Raw genomic sequence first — 21,415 nt, 5'->3', positions numbered from 1 at the left:
CTCTGATGTCCGCATTTTTTTGTGATGCACCTCTTGCAATATATACAATACCGAGTATAATACTTGGTATAACGGAATTAAGGAGTCGGTACACATGTCAGTCGATGATTATCTGGATCTTTTAAACTACGCCAAAGCAATTAACGATGGACAGTGGCAGGCTGACATCATTGAGAATTTAAAGAACTTCAAGGAAGCTTCCGAAGAGCGGGAAAGAGTGGAGAATGTCCGGGAACTCTGGAACCGGTTTGATCATATAAACCTGATGCTGCTGGAATTGTTCAACAAGTTGAGGGAACATGAGGATGCTGAGGACAGTTACCGGTGGAAAGAGAAGATTTGGGAGCTGAAGATGGAGCGGATTACACTGGCAAAGCAAATTCAGGAGAGATATATCAAGATCAGATAATAGATGAATTGATACCCTTAGTTGATAATACAAAATAAAAAAATGGCATGCAGTTAGTCTGCTCTGCCAAGACTTGCGAAGTTTACGTTAAGGTGAATTTTGCGGATTCACATTAACAATCTGAAAGATGAATTATTTCGACATTTGCATTCCTTCACGCATCATCGTCATACACATGGTCATCATTTCATCGCAGTCTTGCATTTTCTTCATCATCATGTCCATATCCATGTCCATCATGTTCATTTCAGTCATCTTCTCCATGCACATCTTCATACTGTTCATCTTGGCCATCATGTCTTCCATGCACATATTCATCATCATTTCCATACACATCTTTTCCATTGTTAACGCCACCTCTCAATTTATAGTAGTTTACCTTCTCAAATTACTATATTTTGCTAGTCTAATCAACACTTTTTAAATATTTAAGCCTGGAAATATTTTATTATTTGTCACTATTATGTATATTCAGACCTTGCAGATTGTAATTATAAGATTACTAAACATCACTGTGCACGGTTATTAGAAGATACCGGCAGTTCCTTTTTTCATAAAAAGGGGCTGCTTTTTTTGTAAATATAAGATTTTATATGCTTCACGCTATAAATTATCCTTCTATTTCTCGCTGAAACGGTACCGTCCTTAAAAAGGACGACAAAGCCGTTTCCACTTGTTGTGGTAAGATGTTTTTGACGTTTTCTGATACAAAAAAGCTTCAGGCTTCGTCTTACTTATAGCTGCAGCTGATAAGGAGGATTTAAACAATGGATATTCCGGAATCTGATATATTCAAAGCTCTATTTTATGAACACTATCCTGTGGTGCGGCGTAAACTTGCTGCTTTGGTACGGGATGAGACGGCGGCGGATGATTTAGCCCAGGATGTATTTTTAAGACTTTACCGCAATCCGCCGGATGACCCCGGAGCGCTCGGTGCCTGGCTGCATAGAGTGCTTACCCGGGTCGGATATGATTATTTGAATAAAGTAGCCAGAGAACGGCGGCTGCAAAATAAGCAGGAGCTCCTCTTCGATATTGGGGCCTCACCGCCTACAGGTGAAGAGGTGGTGCTCGCCAAGCTGGACCAGGAGGATGTCAGGATCTGGCTGGACAGCCTGCCGGACAGAGACAGACAGGCGCTGTTGCTGAGGTATTCGGGTTACAGCTACGCGGAGATCGCCGGAGAGCTCGGTGTAAAGCCGCCGGTTGTCGGGACACTGCTAAGCAGGGCCACAACGAAGCTAAGGCAGCATGCAGTAGAGGCGCTCCCGCACACGACTAGACCGTGAGGACAGCGGCGTTTGGAAATTTTGCTTCTATATATTACTTAGGAGGAACGATCAATGACCAATCCTATAAAACATGAATCAGATCAGCTGAATATGGATGAAGCTTGGGCCAGGCTGCAAGACAGCATTGCGCAGGAACCGGTAAATCCGGTATGGGCAGCTTGGGGCCAGCAATCAACGACAAACAATGATCCCTTAATAAATGCTGCTTCTACAGCTGGTACACCCGGCGGTAGGACTGCAATGACGCAGATAACAGGGCAGGCTGATTCTGCTACGGAAGGCAAGAAAACGGGAAAACGGCCTCGGCGGCCTCAGATGAACCGCCGGCGGAAGTGGGCGGCAACAGCAGCCAGTGTAGCTATCTTCGCTGCTATTCTCGCCACTCCGGTAGGAAGCACGGCTATGGCAGCAATCCTGAACCAATTCCGGATGCAGGAACCAACAGTTGTGAATGAAAGCGATCTGCGGAATATCTTCAATCAGATTTCCGAGGGGGGAACTGTCGGCGAAGCTGCCAGTAAATTCGGAGCGGTTTCGAGTTCGTCCGGAACCATCGATGGAGCGGTGCCTATAAATGATTTGCAGAAAACGCTGGGGTACAGCGCAGTCAGCGGGGAAGGATTTGACCAAGTCAAGTCTGCTTGGATTAGTTCTTCCCAGGAGATGACCCTTACGCTGAACGTTGACGCAGTCAACGAAGCGTTGCTGCGCCTGGGATCAGATCAGCTGCTACCGGAATCAATAGATGGCAAGCCGATAACTCTGGCTATTCCTGAGATCGTCCGCTACGACTTATCCACGGACAATGAGCATTGGGCGAGCTTTACTCAGATGAATACGCCAATAGTGACGGTAGATCCGTCTATAGACGTAGAAGAAGCCGTTAAGGCTGTCCTTGACTTTCCGCTTCTCCCGGATCATCTGAAATCCAGTTTGCAGCAAAGCCGGATTCTATCCGGCGACATTCCATTGCCGCTGATTAAGGGGCAGTTTTCAGAAGAAATCACTATTGACGGGACACCGGTTATTTTTAATAAAAACGAATATGGCAGAGGAACGCAATATAGTGCGACTTGGGTGAAGAACGGCCAGTTGTTCGATTTCTCCGGAGGAGAAGTGTATTCGGACAAAGATGAGTTTATGACGAAACTGCAGGAGCTGATCACATCATGAGCATTCCCGCAATAGAAGCCAACTCGTTGACCAAAGAATACAGCAACGGGCGCGGTTGCCGGGATGTAACGATTCGTGTGGGGAAAGGGGAAGCCTTTGGCTTCCTCGGCCCCAACGGTGCCGGGAAAAGCACCTTTGTGAAGATGCTGGTTGGACTTATCCATCCTACAGGCGGAAGCGCCTCTTTGTTAGGACATAAAATTGGTACGTTGGAAGCCAAGATGAAGATCGGTTATCTGCCTGAGCTGTACCGCTATCAGGAATGGCTGACCGGGGAAGAGGTTGTGCGGCTGCATGCCAGATTATGCCGGATCGATAAAACCGTGGCGGGTCAAAGAATTCCTCAGCTGCTTAATGAGGTGGGTATTGGACAACGCGGACGGGACAGGGTCAAGCATTACTCCAAGGGCATGCAGCAGCGGCTGGGACTGGCTTGCGCGCTGGTGAACGAGCCGGAGATCGTTTTCCTGGATGAACCTTCATCTGCGCTCGACCCGATTGGACGCATGGAAGTCAGGGGTATTCTGCAGCGCTTGAAGGAGCGCGGAATCACTATTTTTCTCAACTCTCATCTGCTTGAGGATGTTGAGGTGCTGTGCGACCGGATGGCACTGCTGAATAACGGTCTTATCCTGCGGCACGGCACAGTATCAGAAATATTAAATAAGCGAACGAGCTGGCATTTTAAAGTGGGCGGCTTTTCGCCTTTTTTGCTGTCCTGGCTGAATGATTTTACCGGACTGTCAATCAACATCTCTTCTGGTGAAGATAAGCAGGAACGGGACTCCTTGCAGGGAACGGATCCTGACAGCGGAATTGTATGGCTGGAAGCAGAGCTGGAAAGTGAAGAGCAGGTGGGCTGGCTGAATGCGGTTTTTATAGAACAGGGTTTGACTTTATATGAAGTGAAGCGTAAAAAAGAGCGTCTGGAGGAATGGTTTATGGATGCGGTATCCGGACTGAGCCACAGGGGGGAGCGGGAATGAGAATTATACTCGGGATGACCTGGAAGGAAATGCTCCGCAAAAGGGTGATGATGCTGACCCTGGTGATGACAGTGATCTTCCTGCTTGCTTTCTGGTTTGTGGCCGGCACTATCGGCGGAGATCGACGTTTTGGCGGCGGGTCCGGAATCGTGAATGGCAGTATTCTTATTGAGCGGTTTACGAATGGGGCATTTATACTGACGTTAGGGTTTTTCTTCGGATCGTTTGTTATCGCTTTTCTGGCGATCTTCAGCTCCTTCTCGGCCATTGCCGGGGAAGCGGAGCAGGGAGTGATGCAGGCGATGCTGCCCAGACCGATTCCACGCTGGAAATGGTATCTCGGCCGCTGGCTTGGCTATGTCACGCTGGGGTTACTCTACGCACTGATACTTTTCGCAGCTATTCTATTCATTACAAATGCCCATGCCGCAATACCTAGAGATATGGCAGCCTTGGTTAAAGCTTTCCTGATTTTTGCTTCAAGTGTTCCGCTGTTGATCACATTGTCGATGCTGGGCTCAGGATTTTTCTCGGCGCTCGGGAACGGGGTATTTATGACGATGCTTTACGGAGCGGGCTGGCTGGGAGGCATGATTGATAAGGTGAGCTCAGCGCTGAGCCTGGAAGGCAATGCACTTCATATGCTAAACAATATGACAGGCTTCATGTCAATGCTCATGCCGGTTGATGGTTTGCAGCGCAAAATGACAGCTGTGCTGTTCAGTCTGGACGATCTTGGCGGTATGGTCTCGTTCAGTGGCGGGGCATTTTCACTTCTTAATCTGAACTCAGTTCCCTCGAATTCATTTGTGGTCTACGCTGCGGTTTATACTGCTGCTCTTTTCATAATCGGCTTGCTGCGGTTTCAGCGGAAAGATTTATAAATACGGAGTTCCAGAAAATATGAACAACAATAAGCGCCCTTTTTATTCCGGCTGGCGGAACAAAAAAGGGCGCTATTGATGCTGCGGACCCCATATCATTTGGTTGCGCCGATCTCGATCCACTCTGTAGACCAGTTGCTGATTTCTCCAAGAATAGGAGCCAGGGCAGTGCCTTTGTCCGTCAGCGAATATTCAATGCGTACAGGCATTTCAGGATAAACTGTACGCGTGATAATGCCCTCATTTTCCATTTCCTTCAAGCGGTCAGACAAAACCTTTCCGCTGAGATTGGACAAGCAGCTCTCGATTTCACCAAACCGGCGAGGGCCATTCATTAATACAAATACGATCAGTGCAACCCAACGTTTGCTAAGCACATCTACTGCTTTTTCAAAGCGTGGACACATCTCGAAGTCATTCATTAAGATCACCTCTGCATTCATTATATCATAAACTTACAATAAGTAATTATAATTATTTAAATATATATTATAACTTGACGAAGTTATATTACAATGATAAACTAACTTACAAATAGTTACTTGAAGTTAAAATTAAAAATATTTAAAACTTTAGGACGGTGCACTTATGATTAAACCTGATATCCTTTCTATATTGCAGAATAAGATCAAACGGATAACGATGGATGATTCCACTAATATACTGGTCGGACCGATTACGCTGCCGGTGAATCTCGATGGAGAAACAGTCACTTTTAAATGGTACAGCTGGTTGAAATCGGATGACGTTGAACTGCAGGGCGGGGATTCTATAGAAGCAACTGAATTATTGATCTCCCGTCTGTCTTCCATGAATCTCGCTGACAGTCAGCAGTCCAGTGTACTCGTTTACGGTGATTTCGAAGACTCGGACGAAGCTTTGATCCGGATGCACAGCATCTGCCATACCGGCGATATTTTCGGCAGCAAACGCTGCGATTGCGGCTTCCAGCTGCACCAGTCGATGAAGATGATTGCCCAGCACGGCTCCGGTGCGTTGTTCTACCTGGCTAACCACGAGGGAAGAGGCATTGGCCTGTTCAGCAAGGCAATGGCTTATATTCTGCAGGAAGAGGGTTATGATACTGTGGAAGCCAATCTGGAGCTTGGCTTTGCCGATGATTCCAGAGACTATAAGGATGCCATCAGCGTACTGCAGCATCTGCGCAGCAAACCGGTGACACTGATTACGAACAACCCTAAGAAGATGGACGCCTTGAAGGCTGCCGGAATGAACACAGTGAAAAGAATTCCGCTATGGGGTGACGTTTCCGTATTCAATGAGAAGTACCTGCGCACAAAGGTAACGCGGTCCGGCCACTTGGAAGCCGTGAAAAGTAACGATTTCTTTGAAGGCAGAGTCGCCAAATAATGCTGTCATCCAGCTACATTCCTGATTTCCCCCGCAGAAACGGATGCCGTTTGTAAATGGACGGTATAACCGTTTCTGCTTATTTTACGATAAACGGGTAGTGCTTTTGTAATCCGTGCATTATAATGGGGTACTGAACCCAATCTTTAGCTTAGCGAGGTACAATATGAACGCCATTCAAGTGCAGGACTTACGCAAAACGTTTAAAGTCCAAAAGAACCGCGAGGGCCTCAAAGGGGCCTTCGCTGATTTGTTTAAGAGGGAATACTCCGAAGTGACGGCAGTGAAGGACATTTCGTTCACGATTCCTCAAGGTGAAATTTGCGGATATATCGGCGAAAACGGTGCAGGCAAATCGACCACGATTAAAATGCTCACCGGCATCCTCGTTCCGACCGCTGGCAGCCTGACTGTAGGAGGGTTTGTGCCGTATGCCGAACGTGAGAAATTTGTGCAGAACATCGGGGTAGTCTTCGGGCAGCGCAGCCAGCTGTGGTGGGATATCGGCGTGATCGAGTCTTTTCAGCTGCTGCGCAAGGTATACCGGGTCTCCGAACAGGATTTCAAAAAGCGGCTCGATGAGCTAGTGGAGCGACTGGAGCTGCAGGATCTGCTGAACCGGCCGGTCCGCAAGCTTAGTCTCGGCCAGCGGATGCGCTGCGAGCTTGTGGCCGCACTGCTCCATAACCCCTCGATCCTGTTCCTGGATGAACCGACCATTGGTCTCGACATTGTCGTGAAATCGGAGATCCGCGAGTTTCTGAAGGACATGAACCGTGAGCATGGCACAACCATTCTGCTGACTACTCATGATCTGCAGGACATTGAAGCGCTCTGTTCACGGGTCATTATGCTCGATGATGGGCGGATTATTTATGACGGCGGTCTGGAGGACTTGAAACAGCGCTGGGGAACCGGGCGTGAGGTGGTATTCCAATTCGGCACAGCTACGAAGCTCAACCGGATTATGCAATGGACGGAAGGTATGCCGGTGACCTGGACGGCCGAGAACGACCTCGCCGCCAAAGTCTGGATTCCGCTGGAGCTGAATGTATCGGATGTGCTGGGACGCGTGGTAGGCCAGGCGGATATAACAGACATCAAGATTATCGAAACCAACACGGACGATATTGTCCGCAGCATTTATCAATCCGGATCGGCGGAGAAACCGGAAGAGATGATCGCGGCTTTGCAGGAAGAGAAAGAGGTCATACATGTCGGACAAGCTTAACGCCGCTGTTTCCAGCTCCGCGGGTGGCGCCTCTTCCTCTGGAGGACAGCCGGAAAATGGACGCAGACTTTTGCTGGGCGCTTATTTTGATTTTATCCGCATCCGCTTTCTGACTATGCTCGCTTACCGTGTGAACTATTATTCAGGGATTCTAATCTATACGCTTAATATCGGGGTGAACTATTTCACCTGGAAGGCCATTTATGGGAACGGGGAGTCGCTTGGCGGGTTTACAGGAGCGCAGATGACCACCTATGTGGCCGTCTCGTGGATGGCGCGCGCCTTTTATTTCAACAACCTAGACCGGGAGATCTCCACGGATATCCGTGACGGCAGCATCGCCATCCAGTTCATTCGTCCTTATAACTACGTATTGGTCAAAATGATGCAGGGACTCGGCGAAGGGTTATTCCGCTTCATGATGCTGATGATTCCGGGGATGGTCATCGCCATTCTGTTATTTCCGGTGCAATTGCCGACAGAGCCTTCGGCCTGGGCCGGATTTCTGGTCATGCTCTTCTTCAGCTTCTTGATCAGTTCACAGATTAACGTTATCACAGGGCTGTCCGCCTTCTTCGTGGAGAACAATGAAGGTATGATGCGCATGAAGCGGGTCATTGTAGACCTGTTCTCCGGCCTGATTATCCCGATCAGCTTGTTCCCGGACTGGCTGTCCGGTGTGCTGAAGGTTTTGCCCTTTCAAGCCATCACCTACCTTCCGGGCTCCGTGTTTACGGGCCGGGTACAGGGTGTGGGCATATGGAATGTGCTCGGTGTCCAGGTGTTCTGGTTCCTGGTGCTGCTGATTCCAATTGTCTGGCTATACCACGCGGCGCGTCAGCGGCTGTTCGTGCAGGGAGGGTGAGGAAGGTTTGTATTATCTGGGATTGTTAATTGAATATTTGAAAAATTATATGAAGACCCGGCTGACCTACCGCGCCGATTTCTGGGTGGAGGTCATTTCGGATCTGCTGTTTCAAGCGACTAATTTTATTTTTATCCTTGTGATCTTTATGCATACCGACAGCCTGGGCGGCTGGAATCAAAATGAAGTGGTGTTCGTATACGGCTTCTTTATGGTCCCGTACGGCGTCTTCAGCTGCTTTGTGAACATGTGGGGCTTCAGTGAGCGCTATATTGTCAAAGGCGAAATGGACCGGATTCTGACCCGGCCTGCGCATAACCTTTTTCAGATCTTTCTGGAAAATGTAGACCCGCCAGCCCTGTTTGGTTCGATCATTGGACTGATTATTATGGCAATCAGCGGCGCGAACCTCGGACTGCCGTTCGAGTGGTGGACGATACCGGCACTGATCCTTCTTACGCTCAGTGCGGTAGCCATCTATGCGGGGATTTACACCACGCTGACTTCATTGTCATTCTACTCCGATGCCCCGACCGGCATTTTGCCGCTGATGTACAATATTCAGAGCTATGGCCGTTATCCGGTCACGATCTACAACCGGGCTATTCAGGTACTGCTCACCTGGGTTATTCCGTTTGCCTTCGTCGGTATTTACCCGGCGGCGCTGTTTCTGGAACGGGATGAGATGCGAGGAATGGCGCTGCTGACTCCTGTAGTCGGTGCGGTATTCCTTTGCCTTGGCCTTGTTTCTTGGAACTACGGGGTTAAACGGTATAAGGGAGCAGGCTCCTAAAGCAGCTTATCAGCTATAAAATAGTATCAGCAAGGCAGACAGGAGAAAGACACCCTGTCTGCCTTTTTTCTGTCTCTGTAGAATTGGTATGGCGGATAGAGTGCAAAGTGGTTATTTCCCGGTACAGACCGAACAGGTAAGCTGACTGTATGGTTTAAATGTGCTAAGGGAGTGATCGAACATGGGGGTCTTAGGAGCCGAGTTTAAAAAAGGGTGTTTGGACTCTTTACCGATTGTCGCCGGTTTTATTCCTGCCTGTTTTACTTTTGGGCTGGTTGGCAAGGGACTTGGACTTGGAAGTCTGGAGGTTTTTCTGATGTCAGCATTGATGTATGCGGGCACAAGCCAATTTGCTGGCGTCAAGCTGCTTGCGGCAGGGACGGCGGCGCCTCTTATATTGCTGCTGACCTTGGTTATTAATTTAAGATACCTGATGATCAGTTTGTCCTTTTCAGGGTCGGTCAGACGAAACCTCAGTACTGCGGTGAAGGCGTGGATCGGCTTCAGTTTAACAGAAGAGGTCTATGCGGTAAGTATGCTAAGCCATAAGCAGAGTTTAGGGCAGGAAGCAGCGGACGGGAAAATACCGGAGTTGCCGCTGCATTATCTTCTTGGCCTGCAAATCCCTCCTTATGCTGTCAATCTTGTGTCCACAGCGGCTGGTATATCTCTTGCAGCCTATATCCCGGCCGCTTTTTTACCCGCGCTGAACACCTCGCTATATGCTTTATTGATTGCATTAATTGTTCCTCAGCTGCGGGGCAGCAGGCGCAATCTGGTAATTTGCCTATGCTCGGCGTTGTTCTCCTGGGTTCTTCAACCTTACCTCGGGAGTTCCGCTGTGCTTGCCGCCATGCTGGCAGGAATGACTGCCGGCCTTCTCATTCCAGTTCGGGTTAACAGGGCTGTGGAGGAGGCCGCATGAACATTGCAGTGATCGTTGGCATGGCGCTGATCACCTTTTTGCTGCGATTCGCGCCGCTGCTGCTTACCCGTGATTTCCTTCCGAAAACCGGTAAAATCAAGATGATGCTGGATCATTTGCCGCTGGCTGTACTGAGTGCCTTAACGGTACCGGGGATCTTTCAGGTAGATCCCCAAGCTCCGCTGATCGGTATCGCTTCCGGCGCTGCTGCTGTTATACTGGTCTTAGTCCGTAAAATACCGCTGCTGCTTGTTGTTCTGGGTGCGGTAACAGCGGCAGTTATAGTAAAGGTGATATCATTAAATTTCTGATATATGATGAAATGTGGAGAGGTGCCCGATGAAGCATGAACTGCTAATCACGCTTGACAGAGAGAGGGCAGTGCCTTTAAACCGGCAGATCTATGAGCAGATTCGGACAGCTATCCATTCTGGAGCTTTAAGTGGAGGCGATCCGTTGCCGCCAACGAGAATGCTGGCCAAGCAGTTATCCCTCTCGCGAAGCGTGGTTCTGCAGGCATATGAGCTGCTTCAAGCAGAAGGCTATCTGGAAATGCGCAAAGGTGCGGGAACGTTCGTTACGGGTCTGTGGCCAGAGTACGGGCTATCAGGCGATGGCCCTGACAGTGACATGGAAATGACCGCGCAGGAGGACCGGCAACTTCACTTGAAGAAAGAACTGGATCTCTCTTTGCTTACTCCTGATCCAATCATGGATAATGCAATCCCTAGTGCTGTGTTTTGTGATTTCCGCCATGGTGTGCCTGCCTGGGATGTCTTTCCCATGGACAGCTGGCAGAAAGCGCTAATGAACGCCTGCCGCAGCGCCACGCCTCAGACACTGGGTTATGGACCTGCGGAAGGCTCAATTTCCTTGCGCCAGGAAATTGCCCGGCTGCTGCGTTCAACACGTTCCATTCCCGTGACTGCGGAGCAAATTGTGATTACATCGGGGGCAACGCAGGCCTTGGATATTTTGGCGAGGTTATGTTTGAGCAAAGGCGACGGTGTGATTATGGAAGATCCCACCCATCATACAGTACGTGAAATATTCAGGTTCTCCGGCGCTGAGATTATACCGGTAACGGTGGATGAGGAAGGCATAACCGTTGAAGACTTCGACAAACGTGTTCTTCAAGCGGCTGAAACAGGGCAGGGCAAGGTTCCAAAGCTGATTTATGTCACGCCATCCCATCAGTTCCCGCTCGGGACAACGATGTCATTAAGCCGTAGGATTCAGCTTCTGAAATGGGCAAAGTCGCATGACGCATTAATTATTGAAGATGATTACGACAGCGAATACAGATACGATGGTCCGAAGCTGTCAGCACTTGCCGGTCTGGATTCCAGCAGCAGGGTGGCCTACATCGGCAGCTTCAGCAAAATCCTTTTTCCGGCGCTCCGCATAGGTTATATTATCCTGCCCCCATCCATGATCCCGGGATTTCTGGCGGTCAAATGGCTTGCCGACCGGATGTCTCCTGCTCTGGATCAGGAAGCGCTGGCTGAATTTTTGAAGTCTGGACAATATGCCCGTCATGTTGCCCGAATGAATAAGCTCTACGCCGGGCGCAGAAGTTGTCTGCTTCACAGTCTGCGAAAGGAGTTTGGCCCGCGGGTGCGTACGTTTGGTGAAGAGGCAGGCCTGCATGTGCTGGTTGAGCTGGATTCACCCGCAAATGAAAATGATATAGCGGCAGCTGCGCTTCGGTATGGCGTACGTATCTATCCAGCCTCTTCTTACTTCGTGGGCTCCAAGCCGCAGAAGCCCGTATTTCTGCTGGGTTACTCCAATCTTACGGAAAGCCAGCTGGAGAGCGGGGTACAGGCGATCCGCAGGGCGGAAGCCGATGCGAAGACAATGAGCTTGAATTAATATGGCACTAATAGGGTTTTGAAAAAGTTGAAAGATCATCACTAACATAAAAATGAAATTGGCGGAAATGAGGAGGTACTGGATGAAATCATATATCCTTGGGGTAGATTTGGGTGGAACGAATATCAAAGCAGGGCTGTTTGATACCGGTTTTACAGCAATCGGGGAATTGTCAACGGCTACTGAAGCCGCGAAAGGACCGGCATTTGTGCTCGAACGAATCCGAAATGCGGTTCAGCTGCTGACGGAGGAGCATGGAGTTGCTTTGGAGCAGATCCAATGCATGGGACTGGGCATCCCCGGTTTGCTTGATCCGGAAGAGGGACTGTCCATCTTCTCTCCTAATTTTCCGGATTGGGAAAACATACATATCGTAAATGAAATGAAAAAGTTCTACAGCTTTCCTGTATTTATTGATAACGATGTGCGAGTCAATATGTACGGTGAATGGCAGTTTGGCGCAGGCAGAGGGTATAGAAATCAGGTGCTGCTTACGCTAGGAACGGGACTAGGTTCAGGAATCATCACTCAGGACAGGGTGCTTTACGGTACTACTTTCAGTGCCGGGGAAATCGGGCATATGAACATGTACAGGAACGGCCGCCCTTGCCGCTGCGGAAGCTCCGGCTGTCTTGGGAGGTACGTGTCTGCTGTAGGCATGGTCAACACTTTTAAGGAAAAGCTGGGTGAAGGCAGGACCAGCATCATTCAGACTTGGACAACCGGTAATAATGATGGCATAACCGCTTTGATGATCTCTGAGGCGTATGATCTTGAGGACAGCCTGGCTGTCGAGGTGATGCATGAGACAGGGGTTTTGCTTGGGTTTGGACTGGCCAATGTCATTAATCTGCTGAACCCGGACGTGGTTATTATCGGCGGGGGAATGGCGGCGGCAGGGGACAGGCTGCTGCGCAGTGTCCGGGAAACGGTAAATGCGCATGCACTGAAACTGGCGGGCGGCAAATGCAGGATTGTTCAGGCTCAGCTTGGCAGCAGGGCCGGAACGCTGGGGGCTGCATACTACGCGTATAAGAAGGATTGTGTTAAGCTGGGAGATGAAGGGAAAAAAGTGTAATCTAGTGATTACCGTAGACATCAGGCAATCAAGAGTATTGATAAAATCGAAAATGATATCGAACAGCCGCTTGCCGCTCCAGAAATGGACTATGTAATCCGGTTTGAGGAGCCTGTTAAGTTTGCCCAAGCACTGCCGGAAAGTGAAGATCCAACGGAACAGCCTATCTCGTCTGTCTATACGTCTGTTCCCGATACTCATATCTATAAACAGATTAATGGACAGCAGAGTGAATGGATCGGTCCTGAGTCGTTAAAAGCAGGAGATGAAATTGAACTCACTTATTTTTATCCGCTGACCCCTGTTTTTTTGGCGATGGAAATTAAAGTGCTGAGTGAATAGCAAACACTGAAAAAAAGCAGCATTCTGCTTGAATGGAGGAAGACATGCCATGAGTTTACCTGTACAGATCCGTCCTATGACCCAAGAAGACATAGAGATGATCTATGAAGGCTTATCGGGTCATGATATCAGTAAACCACTAGAGTATATCAAAAGCTGCTGGGAAGAAAACCGTAGTAAAGAAAGAGTGACGCTCCTGGTGTCCCTTGAGAGTAAGCTTGCAGGCTGGGGCCATGTGGTGCTTCACCCGCAGTACCCCTACTTTAAAGAGCACGGAATCCCTGAAATCCAGAACTTTGACATTATCCCCCCGCTCCGCAAGCTGGGCATAGGGAGTCTGCTTATCGAGGCGCTGGAAAAAGAGGCATTTATGCAGTCGGATACGATAGGTATAGGCTTCGGGTTGTATGCTGACTATGGCACTGCACAAAGAATGTACATCAAGCGCGGCTTTGTCCCCGATGGCAGAGGGATAATGTATAACGATATGCCCGTAGTTCCAGGAAGCCAAATTTGTGTGGATGATGATCTGACGCTATTTTTAATCAAAACCAAAGCATAAAACATTTAATTCCGATAAAAATAGCGCATGCTATGCTATATAGAGCGGACAGAACAAGCAGGAGGGCGAAAATGAAACGAGAGATCCAGCATGTACCCTATGGCTATGAGCCACCGGCCAGCGAACGCAAAGGAACGCTAGTTTTCTATGATTCCTTTGAGCACATAAGTGATCAGGAGCTGGCTGAGGCAGCGCGGACGGCTACGGTACGCAAATTCACCAAGCTGGTGCTGTATCCGTTGCATGAAGAAACGGTAAGGCGGATGACGAAGGAGCCTGTACAGGCGTATTATAAGCGGGAAGACCGTTTGCATGAGTGGAGAAGAGAACAGGGACTTTCATTTATCACTGTGGAAACTCTGGAGGGAAAGCGGAAGAAATATACGCCGCTCGATTCTGCGCTCCGTCATATTAGTGAGGTGTATCCTTCGCCGTATTTCCTGTATCTGACACCAGAGATGGCTAATTTGTTTGCTTCTTATTCCTCCTTTGAGGAGTGGATCGTGAAGCTTCGGCTTATTCTGAGCGAAACTCCATCTACTATTCATCCAAGGCTTGAGAAATTCCGCCATCGCTGGGATGTTGCGGGCGACGAAGAGAGGAAATAACCTGTGGCAGGAGTTGGCCAGCACATTCAATGCCAGTCTCAAGCAGCAGTGAAGACCCAGGTCTCATTGCTGCTTGTTTTGTTGTTGCCGGTAACAATGTCCGCCGCTGCGGCTGCTGTCATTACACGCTATACAGCGTTATTGAGTGCTTCCCTGTTTGCGTTTGTAGTTGTACATTCTCCACTGGTAATGGATAAAGCAGCCAACGCAGAATCCGAGAATAGCGACAGTTGCTGCGACCGCTACCAATGCGGTGAAGATATATGCGGCAATATTCCAGCCTGCCAGAAAGCTGATCAGACCAGCGGCAAGACAGAAGACGGCTATGCTTTGGTTAAATTGCTGCTGCTCCCAATCTTCGTGCACATAAGCAGAGTGTTCTTTCTTGAGGAAATTTACCCCAACCTTCATCACGGGATTGTATCCGAACAGTAGACCGGACAAGCCGGCGGCTAGGGGAATCGCAAGTATCCAATGTTGTCCTGTAAGCCAGGTTAATAATACGGAGATCACGATAACTGCCTGGTTGGTTTTGACCAATGGTCTGGGGATTCCTTTGGATTTGATATCTTTACCCATCTAATTCACACCTTTCGCATTGGAATTAATTAAATTATAGCGGATCCCTCTGCCACTAGCAATCAGAAAAGACTTATTTAATCTCAAAATTTCCATCCTTTACGTTCGTGTAGGTAATGTCCTTAGTCCACATGGCTCAGTCGCTTCAACAGTTTAACTCAAATGAATTATTCTTTGACTCCTTCAGCCTTGAAAGTTAAGCTGTTTTTTGTCTGCAAGTTTCCTTCTTCCAAAAAAAGAGACTTAAAAAAGTGACTTTCAGCGCCAAACCGAAAGAGTCATGAAGAATTCTGAAATCTGGTATGTTAAAGTGTAAATAGTTAACAACACAAGAAAGAAGGGCTGAATATGATCTATGTTGTGCTGGACGACCGAGGCTTTACCGATACGTGACGGTCCGGATTGTAAAGAATACGCGCTAAATTTGTAAGCTGATGCTAGCTGATGAAGTCTATGTGAACAGAAATTTTCGCTACTATAGGAATCAGGAGGATATTCAGTGGATGGCCCATATACTAGTGGTTGAAGATGAACAGCCGATCAGCGATTTGATTACCATGAACCTTAAGCTGGTCGGACACACGTATTCCAAAGCTTATACCGGTTCAGAGGTTTCTGGAATTCTAGAACAGGAGCGAACGGATCTTATTCTGCTTGATGTGATGCTTCCCGGTATGGACGGGTTTGAAGTGATGCAGCAGATTGCCCACTTGCGGATTCCGGTAATTCTGATTACGGCCAAAAATGCATTGGCAGACCGCATCAAAGGGTTCGAGTTAGGTGCGGATGATTATATTATAAAACCCTTTGAAATCCTTGAGCTGCTGGCCCGTATCAATGTCGTGCTGCGCAGGAGCGAACAAACTGCCTCTGCTTTTATTTGCGATGAGGTGGAGGTCCGGTTTCCGGAACGTCAGGTCCGGGTAGACCAGTTGCCGGTGGATTTGACCACCCGGGAATTTGAGCTGCTCGAAGTGTTGATCCGCAACCGGAATATAGCCCTCTCGAGGGAAAAGCTGCTTGAATTGGCCTGGGGCTATGATTTTGCCGGCGACACCCGCACCGTGGATGTCCATATCCGTCAGCTGCGCAAAAAACTGGGCTGGGAAGAACGAATCAAAACCGTATTCAAGCTGGGCTACCGCCTGGAAGTTCAGGTCTAGCCATGCGGTTCTGGCATAAGATTCTCCTCTCCGTCCTCGTGCTCTTCATTGCAGCCCTCGATGTAAGTGTAATTATGGTGATGAAAAAAAGCTGGCAGCTGAACATGGACAGCGAGACTAAGCGGGCGGCCAGCGAGCAGCTGCTGATTGCCAATAATATATACGAGAATCTTGATTCTATCCTGGCACGGGGCATCACCCTCACCCCTGTCTTGCTGCTCAGTGTGGCTGAGTCATATGGTGAACACTACCGCACACAAGGAATTGGCTTGGAGCTGCGGGAGAACGGTCGGCTAATCTACCCGAATACGGGCGGAAAGGACGGTATGCAGGATGAACATACCATCCGGTTATCCATGCCGCTTCCTGCTCCTTACCAGCATATGGAGCTGGCCTATAAGCGCGATATCAGCGGGCTGTATGCCCAGCAGCAGGAGCTGAACCACTTCTTTGTAATGATTAACTGGATTGTAGGTCCGGTGCTGGCGCTGCTGCTCTATCTCCTCATCCGCCAACTGACCAAGCCGCTCAAGCAGCTGTCGGAGACGACCAAGACAATCGCTGAGGGCAATTATTCGAACCGTGTGGAGCTGCACAGTAAGGACGAGTTCGGAGAGCTGGCACTCAATTTCAACCGGATGGCTTCGGTGGTGGAGCAGCGGATGACCGATCTCTCCGACATGGCCGAGGATAAACAGCGGATGGTCGATAATCTTGCCCATGAACTGCGTACACCGCTGACCAGTATGCAAGGTTTCGCTGAATTTCTCACTTCGGCGAACATTGGCCAGGAAGAACAGATAAAGGCTGGCCGCTATATTTGGAGTGAAACGATCAGGCTGAAGAATCTTGCCTTTAAGCTGCTCGATTTGTCCGTCCTCCGGCACCAGCCTCTGGTGCAGTCAGAGGTGGATGTTTCTGGACTGTTCGAGGCGGTAGTGCAGACGGAACAGCAAAAATTAACTGAGAACGGAATACTGTTGCAGATTGACAGCTCCATCCCCACCGTGTGGGGAGATGCCGATCTGCTGGCATCCTTTCTGGTGAATTTAATCGAAAATGCCATTCATGCTTCAAAGCCAGGCTGCCAGATCCGCTTGCTAGCCTATAATCAGAACGGGGAGGCTGTGCTGGAAGTGCGTGACAGCGGAAGCGGGATGACGGCGGAACAGAGCAAGCGTGCCTTCGAGCCGTTCTATCGGGCGGACCCTGCACGTTCACGGACCTATGGCAATGCCGGTCTCGGTCTCTCCTTGTGCCGGCAAATAGCCGAGGCGCATCAAGCCAGAGTTGAGCTGCAATCTGTTCTTGGTGAAGGGACAAGCATCCGCATCTTTTTACAACTCCATAACAACTGTCCTCCTACTCCATAACATCTTGGGATTAAGGTATAGACAGATTCAACATCTTTGATCCCAATGGAGGTAATACAATTGAGCAAGAACAAACTGTCTGCTACGTTAGCTGTTATCCTATTTTCAGGAGCTGTGCTCACTGTCAGCGCGACTCTCGTCCCCAGCTTTGTGAACTCCGCAGTCGTCGCCAAGAACAGCCCGGAAATTCAGGGTAGTGCCCAGCTGGCTTTAACCGGAAGCACCGTCCCTGTGCTGAAAGTGGAGGCACCGGCGCCGGTGTCCACTGTGAAAGAAGACCTGCTTAAGCAGATGACTGAGGCGCAAATCCAGCAGATCTATGACTTCATAGACAAGCCGGACAATGATCCCCGCAATTCAGGCCGGGAAATGACCGATTCAGAAGTGAACCGCAGACTGGTTCTGGATGACCAGTATGTGTATGATGGGCTCCGCCCCAAACAGCAGCTGCCGTTAAAGCCGGGACAAGCAGAAGTGTATCTGGATTTGGAGACCAATACGTACACATACCCGGAGCGGAGTTTGACCGATGAAGAGCTGCTGCAGCTGATTGACTGGTCCTACCGGCTCAATTACATCTTGTCCAAACGGAATGTGACTGCGCCCCCCCTGCCGCAGGAATTCAGCAAGGCTGAAGCGCAGGCGCTGGCGGCTGAAAGTGTGCGCAAGCTGTTTGATGCCGATATTTCCAAGCTGCAAACGACAGTTATTCTAGATGAACTAAGACTGGACAAACATCCAACCTGGAGCGTTCATTGGTCTCCTTATAAGTCGCAAACCCTGCGGGGGCAAGGCAAGGAATTTTGGCAATATCACGTAATAATTGATGCGAAAACCGGGGTCGTGCTAGATACGACAGCAATTAATTTGGCGCTGAAAAGAACTCCCATCGACAAAGCCGCCGCCAGTGCCATTCAAAAGGATGCCAGCTGGATTCAAAAAGCCACCCAGATCGTTACGGACAAGCAGGGGGAAACAAGAAACATTGTCAAAGCTTATTTGACCGATACCGAAGTTAACAACAAACGCGGGATGGTGGCAGTGAAACTGTTGTTGGAAGACGGAAGCAGCTATACAGCGGAATTCCGCTATCCGAATCAGGCCCTGCGCTGCCTTATCTATGAGGCTGCCGACAAGGCCGATTAAGCAGAAAACGTTTCAAAAAAACGAGTACAAAGTTCCAAATAACAAGAAAACAAACTTTTCAGCCCTTTCGCTTCCCAGCAGGAAGCCGGAAGGGCATTATTCGTTCCGGGTGTCAGAAGAAAATAGAGTTTTATATAGATTGAACTAAAGTAAAACATGAAACCATTTTTAAACATAATCGTAGCATATTGTAAATAAATTGAATTGAGGTGAAGTATGAAAGCTGCTTTTGATTACTTAAGAAGAGCCTATTATAGGCTTAGTTATTATTATCAGAAATTTCAATTGATTGTAATGTCTTTTGTAGTTGTTGGAATAGTTGATTATTTTTTTATTTACGAGATTTTCGTTTCATTATCAGCATTATTTCCTGTTTTTATTTTAGAAATTGCTCCAGTCATTATTATCATTTTATCAATATTTATTATTCGAGGAATCGTTAAATTTATAAAGAAGATGAAAGAAAACAAACACTTACTATTTTTATTCTAACTAGAAATTATAGTTCAAACGACAGATGAAGCTGGATTTGAAAAATTAGCACGGTTATACATAGATATAGAGGGCTTTGACACGTTTTTAGAATTGATAAAGGAAATACAGTTAATTAAAGAAAATAACGATTGGTCTTATTTTGAAAGAATAGCTACAAATTTTGAGATAAAAGGATTAGCTACTGTTAAACTAAAAGAGATGGCTGAAGTAGAAATACAGGTATCTATGGGGATGACTGGTTGAGCTAGCCGAGGGATAGTTCAGTGAACTACGAGCAGCGATGTAACCGATCGGCTCATTGATGATTTGATCGTTGAACTAACGTAGAAATTATACCATCATAATTCCAAGAACAGGCTGCCGCGGATCCATCCGGCAGCCTTTGCTAACTATAGGACAGAAGATAGGGATCCAATATGGTGGTATTATAGTATTGGCAAAAACTAAAAATAGAAATTCAAAATGGAGCGATCTTAATGTTGATCCAATCATTTGAAGACGAAACACTTGAGCGAACCTTGTCCATATTTGTCGATGATATCCGAGCCATTCTTAATAGAAAGTTGCGAAGCATTTACCTTTACGGTTCGGCCATCCATAATGATTTATCTCCAGGATACGGGGATTTGGATTTTCTCGTCGTAATCGGAGAGGACCTTAGCCAAAATGAAATCGAACTTTTAAACAAACAAAGATCCATATATAGATCATCCTTTCTTAGAAGATCCGTCGATATACAGATCCCCCATCTCTACACCGATATGCTTGAGGGTGCCTTTCTTACGATTGGTATGCTGAGTAGGGGAAAGGGCAGCGGCTTGTGGTGGGGAACAAAGCGTGAATCCGTCTGGACGGAAAATCAATTAGACCTGTTTACCCTGTACACGATCAAGGAGCAGAGTATCTTGTTGTATGGTAAGTCCCATCTAGACAATGTGCCATCGTACTCGAGGGAAGAGTTCATTAGCTTTTTTAAAGAATATGCCAAGTGCATGCGGAAGTTTGGCAAGGGAAATAGCCTGCATTCCGTTGACTGGCTCCTGTTAGCTTCCAAATTTATAGCTTGGTGGCAGGAAGGTGTCATCCTGTCTAAAAGCCAAGCAGCAGATTGGGGGCTTTTACATCTTAGTAGCGGATGGAAAGAGAATTTGAAGCGATGCAAGAAGCTAAGGAAGGATCCATCCATGGTAACATGTCTAGAGTATTCCGAATGGCTGAGTAATTTGGAGCCAGCCATTATAGAAGCATCACATGATCTGGACAGAGCTCTCGAAACAACTATTCACTAAAGTAGAATCTTTACAGTCCTATAGAAAGACAGTTAATAATAACTTTTCCGTTAACAGGAAACGCAAGCTCACGCAGGTTAGTAGATTAAAACCTCCCTTTAGAAGCAAACATAGATGTAATAGCTTCTAATGGGGGGGATAAGGGCAGTCTTGTTGAAGAAGGTATACCATTGTAATATAGTATTTTAACAATGAAATATTGGAGGTCCTTATGGAATTCAAAACTGCAAATGTAAACCATCTTCCTGCAATTGTCCGTTTATTAGCGGATGATGAATTGGGGGCTACCCGTGAGCGTTTTGAACACCCACTGCCAAAAGCATACATTGATGCTTTTGCAAAGATTGAACAGCAGATTGGTAATTCCATAATCGTTGCTTTGGATAACAACGAAGTTATTGGTTGTCTTCAGCTTACAATTATTCCGGGGATTGCAAGATTAGGAACGACACGCGGTCAAATTGAAGGTGTTCGTATTGACAGTGATTATCGTGGCACAGGAGTTGGAGAGTCCTTATTTCGTTATGCTATTAATGAGGCTAGAGCAATGGGGTGCGGGATAATTCAACTGACAACTGATAAAAAACGTAAAGATGCCCATCGGTTCTATGAACGACTTGGATTTGTTGCTAGTCATGAGGGTATGAAACTTTTACTAAGTACTTAGTCATTGAACTATCGGGAAACGATAACTCAAAAAGACATGAGGGCATATAACACTTTGATGGAAAGGGAATCAGTGAAATTTAACCATAATTGATGTATGGAACAAATTGGTATTATAAAATATGGTTCACGGTGTGCATTTAAGCGCGCAGCGTCGCATGTTATAATAGTTTTTTCTTCAAAAGCCGAAAAGATTCCGACCTCTATAGGCGGAGATGAATCGGCGGTTTTCAACTATTCAGCGAACATATGTGCTACACTGTAAGAAAATACTACAAAAGGGGGTGTCGCACATGATCGTTCATCA

25 protein-coding genes are annotated in these 21,415 nt (G+C 47.8%); 22 read left to right on the top strand and 3 right to left on the bottom strand.

Annotation, left to right across the window (positions count from 1 at the left end; all coding sequences use genetic code 11):
- Window positions 1-94 precede the first annotated feature (94 nt).
- Window positions 95-409, top strand: a complete 315-nt coding sequence (locus ACAN56_RS34950) for a hypothetical protein (protein WP_038591295.1) — start codon at window positions 95-97, stop codon at window positions 407-409.
- 132 nt (window positions 410-541) lie between these two features.
- Here the strand turns inward: ACAN56_RS34950 and ACAN56_RS34945 are convergent, their stop codons facing one another.
- Window positions 542-754: a hypothetical protein gene (locus tag ACAN56_RS34945; protein WP_038591298.1), complete on the bottom strand. Its 213-nt coding sequence runs from the start codon at window positions 752-754 to the stop codon at window positions 542-544.
- A 422-nt stretch (window positions 755-1,176) separates the two neighbouring features.
- On the opposite strand from ACAN56_RS34945, the gene ACAN56_RS34940 reads away from it, so the two are divergent.
- From ACAN56_RS34940 to ACAN56_RS34925, 4 genes are read left to right on the top strand one after another with little or no spacing between them, the layout of a single operon-like run.
- Window positions 1,177-1,701, top strand: a complete 525-nt coding sequence (locus ACAN56_RS34940; RefSeq protein ID WP_379148664.1) for a sigma-70 family RNA polymerase sigma factor — start codon at window positions 1,177-1,179, stop codon at window positions 1,699-1,701.
- A gap of 54 nt (window positions 1,702-1,755) precedes the next feature.
- Window positions 1,756-2,877, top strand: a complete 1,122-nt coding sequence (locus tag ACAN56_RS34935; RefSeq protein WP_379148662.1) for a hypothetical protein — start codon at window positions 1,756-1,758, stop codon at window positions 2,875-2,877.
- Window positions 2,874-3,863, top strand: a complete 990-nt coding sequence (locus ACAN56_RS34930) for an ABC transporter ATP-binding protein (RefSeq protein ID WP_379148660.1) — start codon at window positions 2,874-2,876, stop codon at window positions 3,861-3,863. The genes ACAN56_RS34935 and ACAN56_RS34930 overlap by 4 nt, the downstream gene beginning before the upstream one ends.
- Window positions 3,860-4,747 carry an ABC transporter permease gene (locus ACAN56_RS34925; protein ID WP_038591310.1) on the top strand — a complete coding sequence of 296 codons (888 nt, stop codon included), beginning with the start codon at window positions 3,860-3,862 and terminating at the stop codon, window positions 4,745-4,747. The genes ACAN56_RS34930 and ACAN56_RS34925 overlap by 4 nt, the downstream gene beginning before the upstream one ends.
- Window positions 4,748-4,842: 95 nt before the next feature.
- On the opposite strand, the gene catR is transcribed toward ACAN56_RS34925, so the two are convergent.
- Window positions 4,843-5,169, bottom strand: a complete 327-nt coding sequence (gene catR / locus ACAN56_RS34920; RefSeq protein WP_038591312.1) for a catDE operon transcriptional regulator CatR — start codon at window positions 5,167-5,169, stop codon at window positions 4,843-4,845.
- Window positions 5,170-5,335: 166 nt separating this feature from the next.
- Between catR and ACAN56_RS34915 the strand changes: the two genes are divergently transcribed.
- The 11 genes from ACAN56_RS34915 to ACAN56_RS34865 all read left to right on the top strand — a co-directional run bounded on the left by ACAN56_RS34915 (window position 5,336) and on the right by ACAN56_RS34865 (window position 14,397).
- Window positions 5,336-6,118 carry a GTP cyclohydrolase II gene (locus ACAN56_RS34915; RefSeq protein WP_038591315.1) on the top strand — a complete coding sequence of 261 codons (783 nt, stop codon included), beginning with the start codon at window positions 5,336-5,338 and terminating at the stop codon, window positions 6,116-6,118.
- A gap of 166 nt (window positions 6,119-6,284) precedes the next feature.
- Window positions 6,285-7,349, top strand: coding sequence for an ABC transporter ATP-binding protein (locus ACAN56_RS34910; RefSeq protein WP_379148656.1), 1,065 nt, complete (start codon window positions 6,285-6,287; stop codon window positions 7,347-7,349).
- 70 nt (window positions 7,350-7,419) lie between these two features.
- Entirely contained in the window at window positions 7,420-8,214 is a 795-nt protein-coding gene (locus ACAN56_RS34905; RefSeq protein ID WP_341097659.1) for an ABC transporter permease, read from the top strand.
- Between the two features lie 49 nt (window positions 8,215-8,263).
- A complete protein-coding gene (locus ACAN56_RS34900) occupies window positions 8,264-9,007 on the top strand; it encodes an ABC transporter permease (RefSeq protein WP_379148685.1) in 744 nt (247 codons plus the stop codon).
- 181 nt (window positions 9,008-9,188) lie between these two features.
- Entirely contained in the window at window positions 9,189-9,932 is a 744-nt protein-coding gene (locus ACAN56_RS34895) for an AzlC family ABC transporter permease (protein ID WP_379148653.1), read from the top strand.
- Entirely contained in the window at window positions 9,929-10,243 is a 315-nt protein-coding gene (locus tag ACAN56_RS34890) for an AzlD domain-containing protein (RefSeq protein ID WP_379148651.1), read from the top strand. Before ACAN56_RS34895 ends, ACAN56_RS34890 begins: the two co-directional genes overlap by 4 nt.
- 28 nt (window positions 10,244-10,271) lie before the next feature.
- The gene (gene pdxR, locus ACAN56_RS34885; RefSeq protein ID WP_379148649.1) at window positions 10,272-11,807 is read left to right on the top strand and encodes a MocR-like pyridoxine biosynthesis transcription factor PdxR; all 1,536 of its coding nucleotides are present in this window, start codon (window positions 10,272-10,274) and stop codon (window positions 11,805-11,807) included.
- A gap of 82 nt (window positions 11,808-11,889) precedes the next feature.
- Entirely contained in the window at window positions 11,890-12,885 is a 996-nt protein-coding gene (locus ACAN56_RS34880; RefSeq protein WP_379148647.1) for an ROK family protein, read from the top strand.
- Between the two features lie 84 nt (window positions 12,886-12,969).
- Window positions 12,970-13,227: a hypothetical protein gene (locus ACAN56_RS34875; RefSeq protein WP_052092058.1), complete on the top strand. Its 258-nt coding sequence runs from the start codon at window positions 12,970-12,972 to the stop codon at window positions 13,225-13,227.
- A gap of 49 nt (window positions 13,228-13,276) precedes the next feature.
- A complete protein-coding gene (locus ACAN56_RS34870; RefSeq protein ID WP_379148645.1) occupies window positions 13,277-13,789 on the top strand; it encodes a GNAT family N-acetyltransferase in 513 nt (170 codons plus the stop codon).
- Between the two features lie 71 nt (window positions 13,790-13,860).
- The gene (locus ACAN56_RS34865; protein ID WP_379148643.1) at window positions 13,861-14,397 is read left to right on the top strand and encodes a hypothetical protein; all 537 of its coding nucleotides are present in this window, start codon (window positions 13,861-13,863) and stop codon (window positions 14,395-14,397) included.
- A 138-nt stretch (window positions 14,398-14,535) separates the two neighbouring features.
- Here ACAN56_RS34865 and ACAN56_RS34860 read toward each other — a convergent pair whose 3' ends face one another.
- A complete protein-coding gene (locus tag ACAN56_RS34860) occupies window positions 14,536-14,976 on the bottom strand; it encodes a DUF4395 domain-containing protein (RefSeq protein ID WP_081965813.1) in 441 nt (146 codons plus the stop codon).
- A 503-nt stretch (window positions 14,977-15,479) separates the two neighbouring features.
- Here ACAN56_RS34860 and ACAN56_RS34855 point away from each other — a divergent pair.
- The 6 genes from ACAN56_RS34855 (at window position 15,480) to ACAN56_RS34830 (ending at window position 21,109) form a co-directional block, all read left to right on the top strand.
- Entirely contained in the window at window positions 15,480-16,139 is a 660-nt protein-coding gene (locus ACAN56_RS34855; protein ID WP_379148640.1) for a response regulator transcription factor, read from the top strand.
- A 2-nt stretch (window positions 16,140-16,141) separates the two neighbouring features.
- The gene (locus ACAN56_RS34850; RefSeq protein ID WP_379148638.1) at window positions 16,142-17,512 is read left to right on the top strand and encodes a HAMP domain-containing sensor histidine kinase; all 1,371 of its coding nucleotides are present in this window, start codon (window positions 16,142-16,144) and stop codon (window positions 17,510-17,512) included.
- Window positions 17,513-17,572: 60 nt separating this feature from the next.
- A complete protein-coding gene (locus ACAN56_RS34845) occupies window positions 17,573-18,658 on the top strand; it encodes a hypothetical protein (protein WP_379148635.1) in 1,086 nt (361 codons plus the stop codon).
- Window positions 18,659-18,874: 216 nt separating this feature from the next.
- On the top strand, window positions 18,875-19,150 hold the full coding sequence (locus ACAN56_RS34840) for a hypothetical protein (protein WP_038591348.1): 276 nt from the start codon (window positions 18,875-18,877) through the stop codon (window positions 19,148-19,150).
- Window positions 19,151-19,629: 479 nt separating this feature from the next.
- Complete coding sequence (locus ACAN56_RS34835) at window positions 19,630-20,442, top strand: nucleotidyltransferase domain-containing protein (protein WP_379148632.1); 813 nt, start codon at window positions 19,630-19,632, stop codon at window positions 20,440-20,442.
- A gap of 211 nt (window positions 20,443-20,653) precedes the next feature.
- Window positions 20,654-21,109: a GNAT family N-acetyltransferase gene (locus tag ACAN56_RS34830; protein ID WP_038591353.1), complete on the top strand. Its 456-nt coding sequence runs from the start codon at window positions 20,654-20,656 to the stop codon at window positions 21,107-21,109.
- Window positions 21,110-21,415: the final 306 nt, after the last annotated feature.

Origin of the sequence: Paenibacillus paludis, from assembly GCF_042610515.1 — a bacterium.
Lineage (GTDB): Bacteria > Bacillota > Bacilli > Paenibacillales > Paenibacillaceae > Paenibacillus_AQ.
This window is presented reverse-complemented; position numbering and strand designations above follow the sequence as displayed.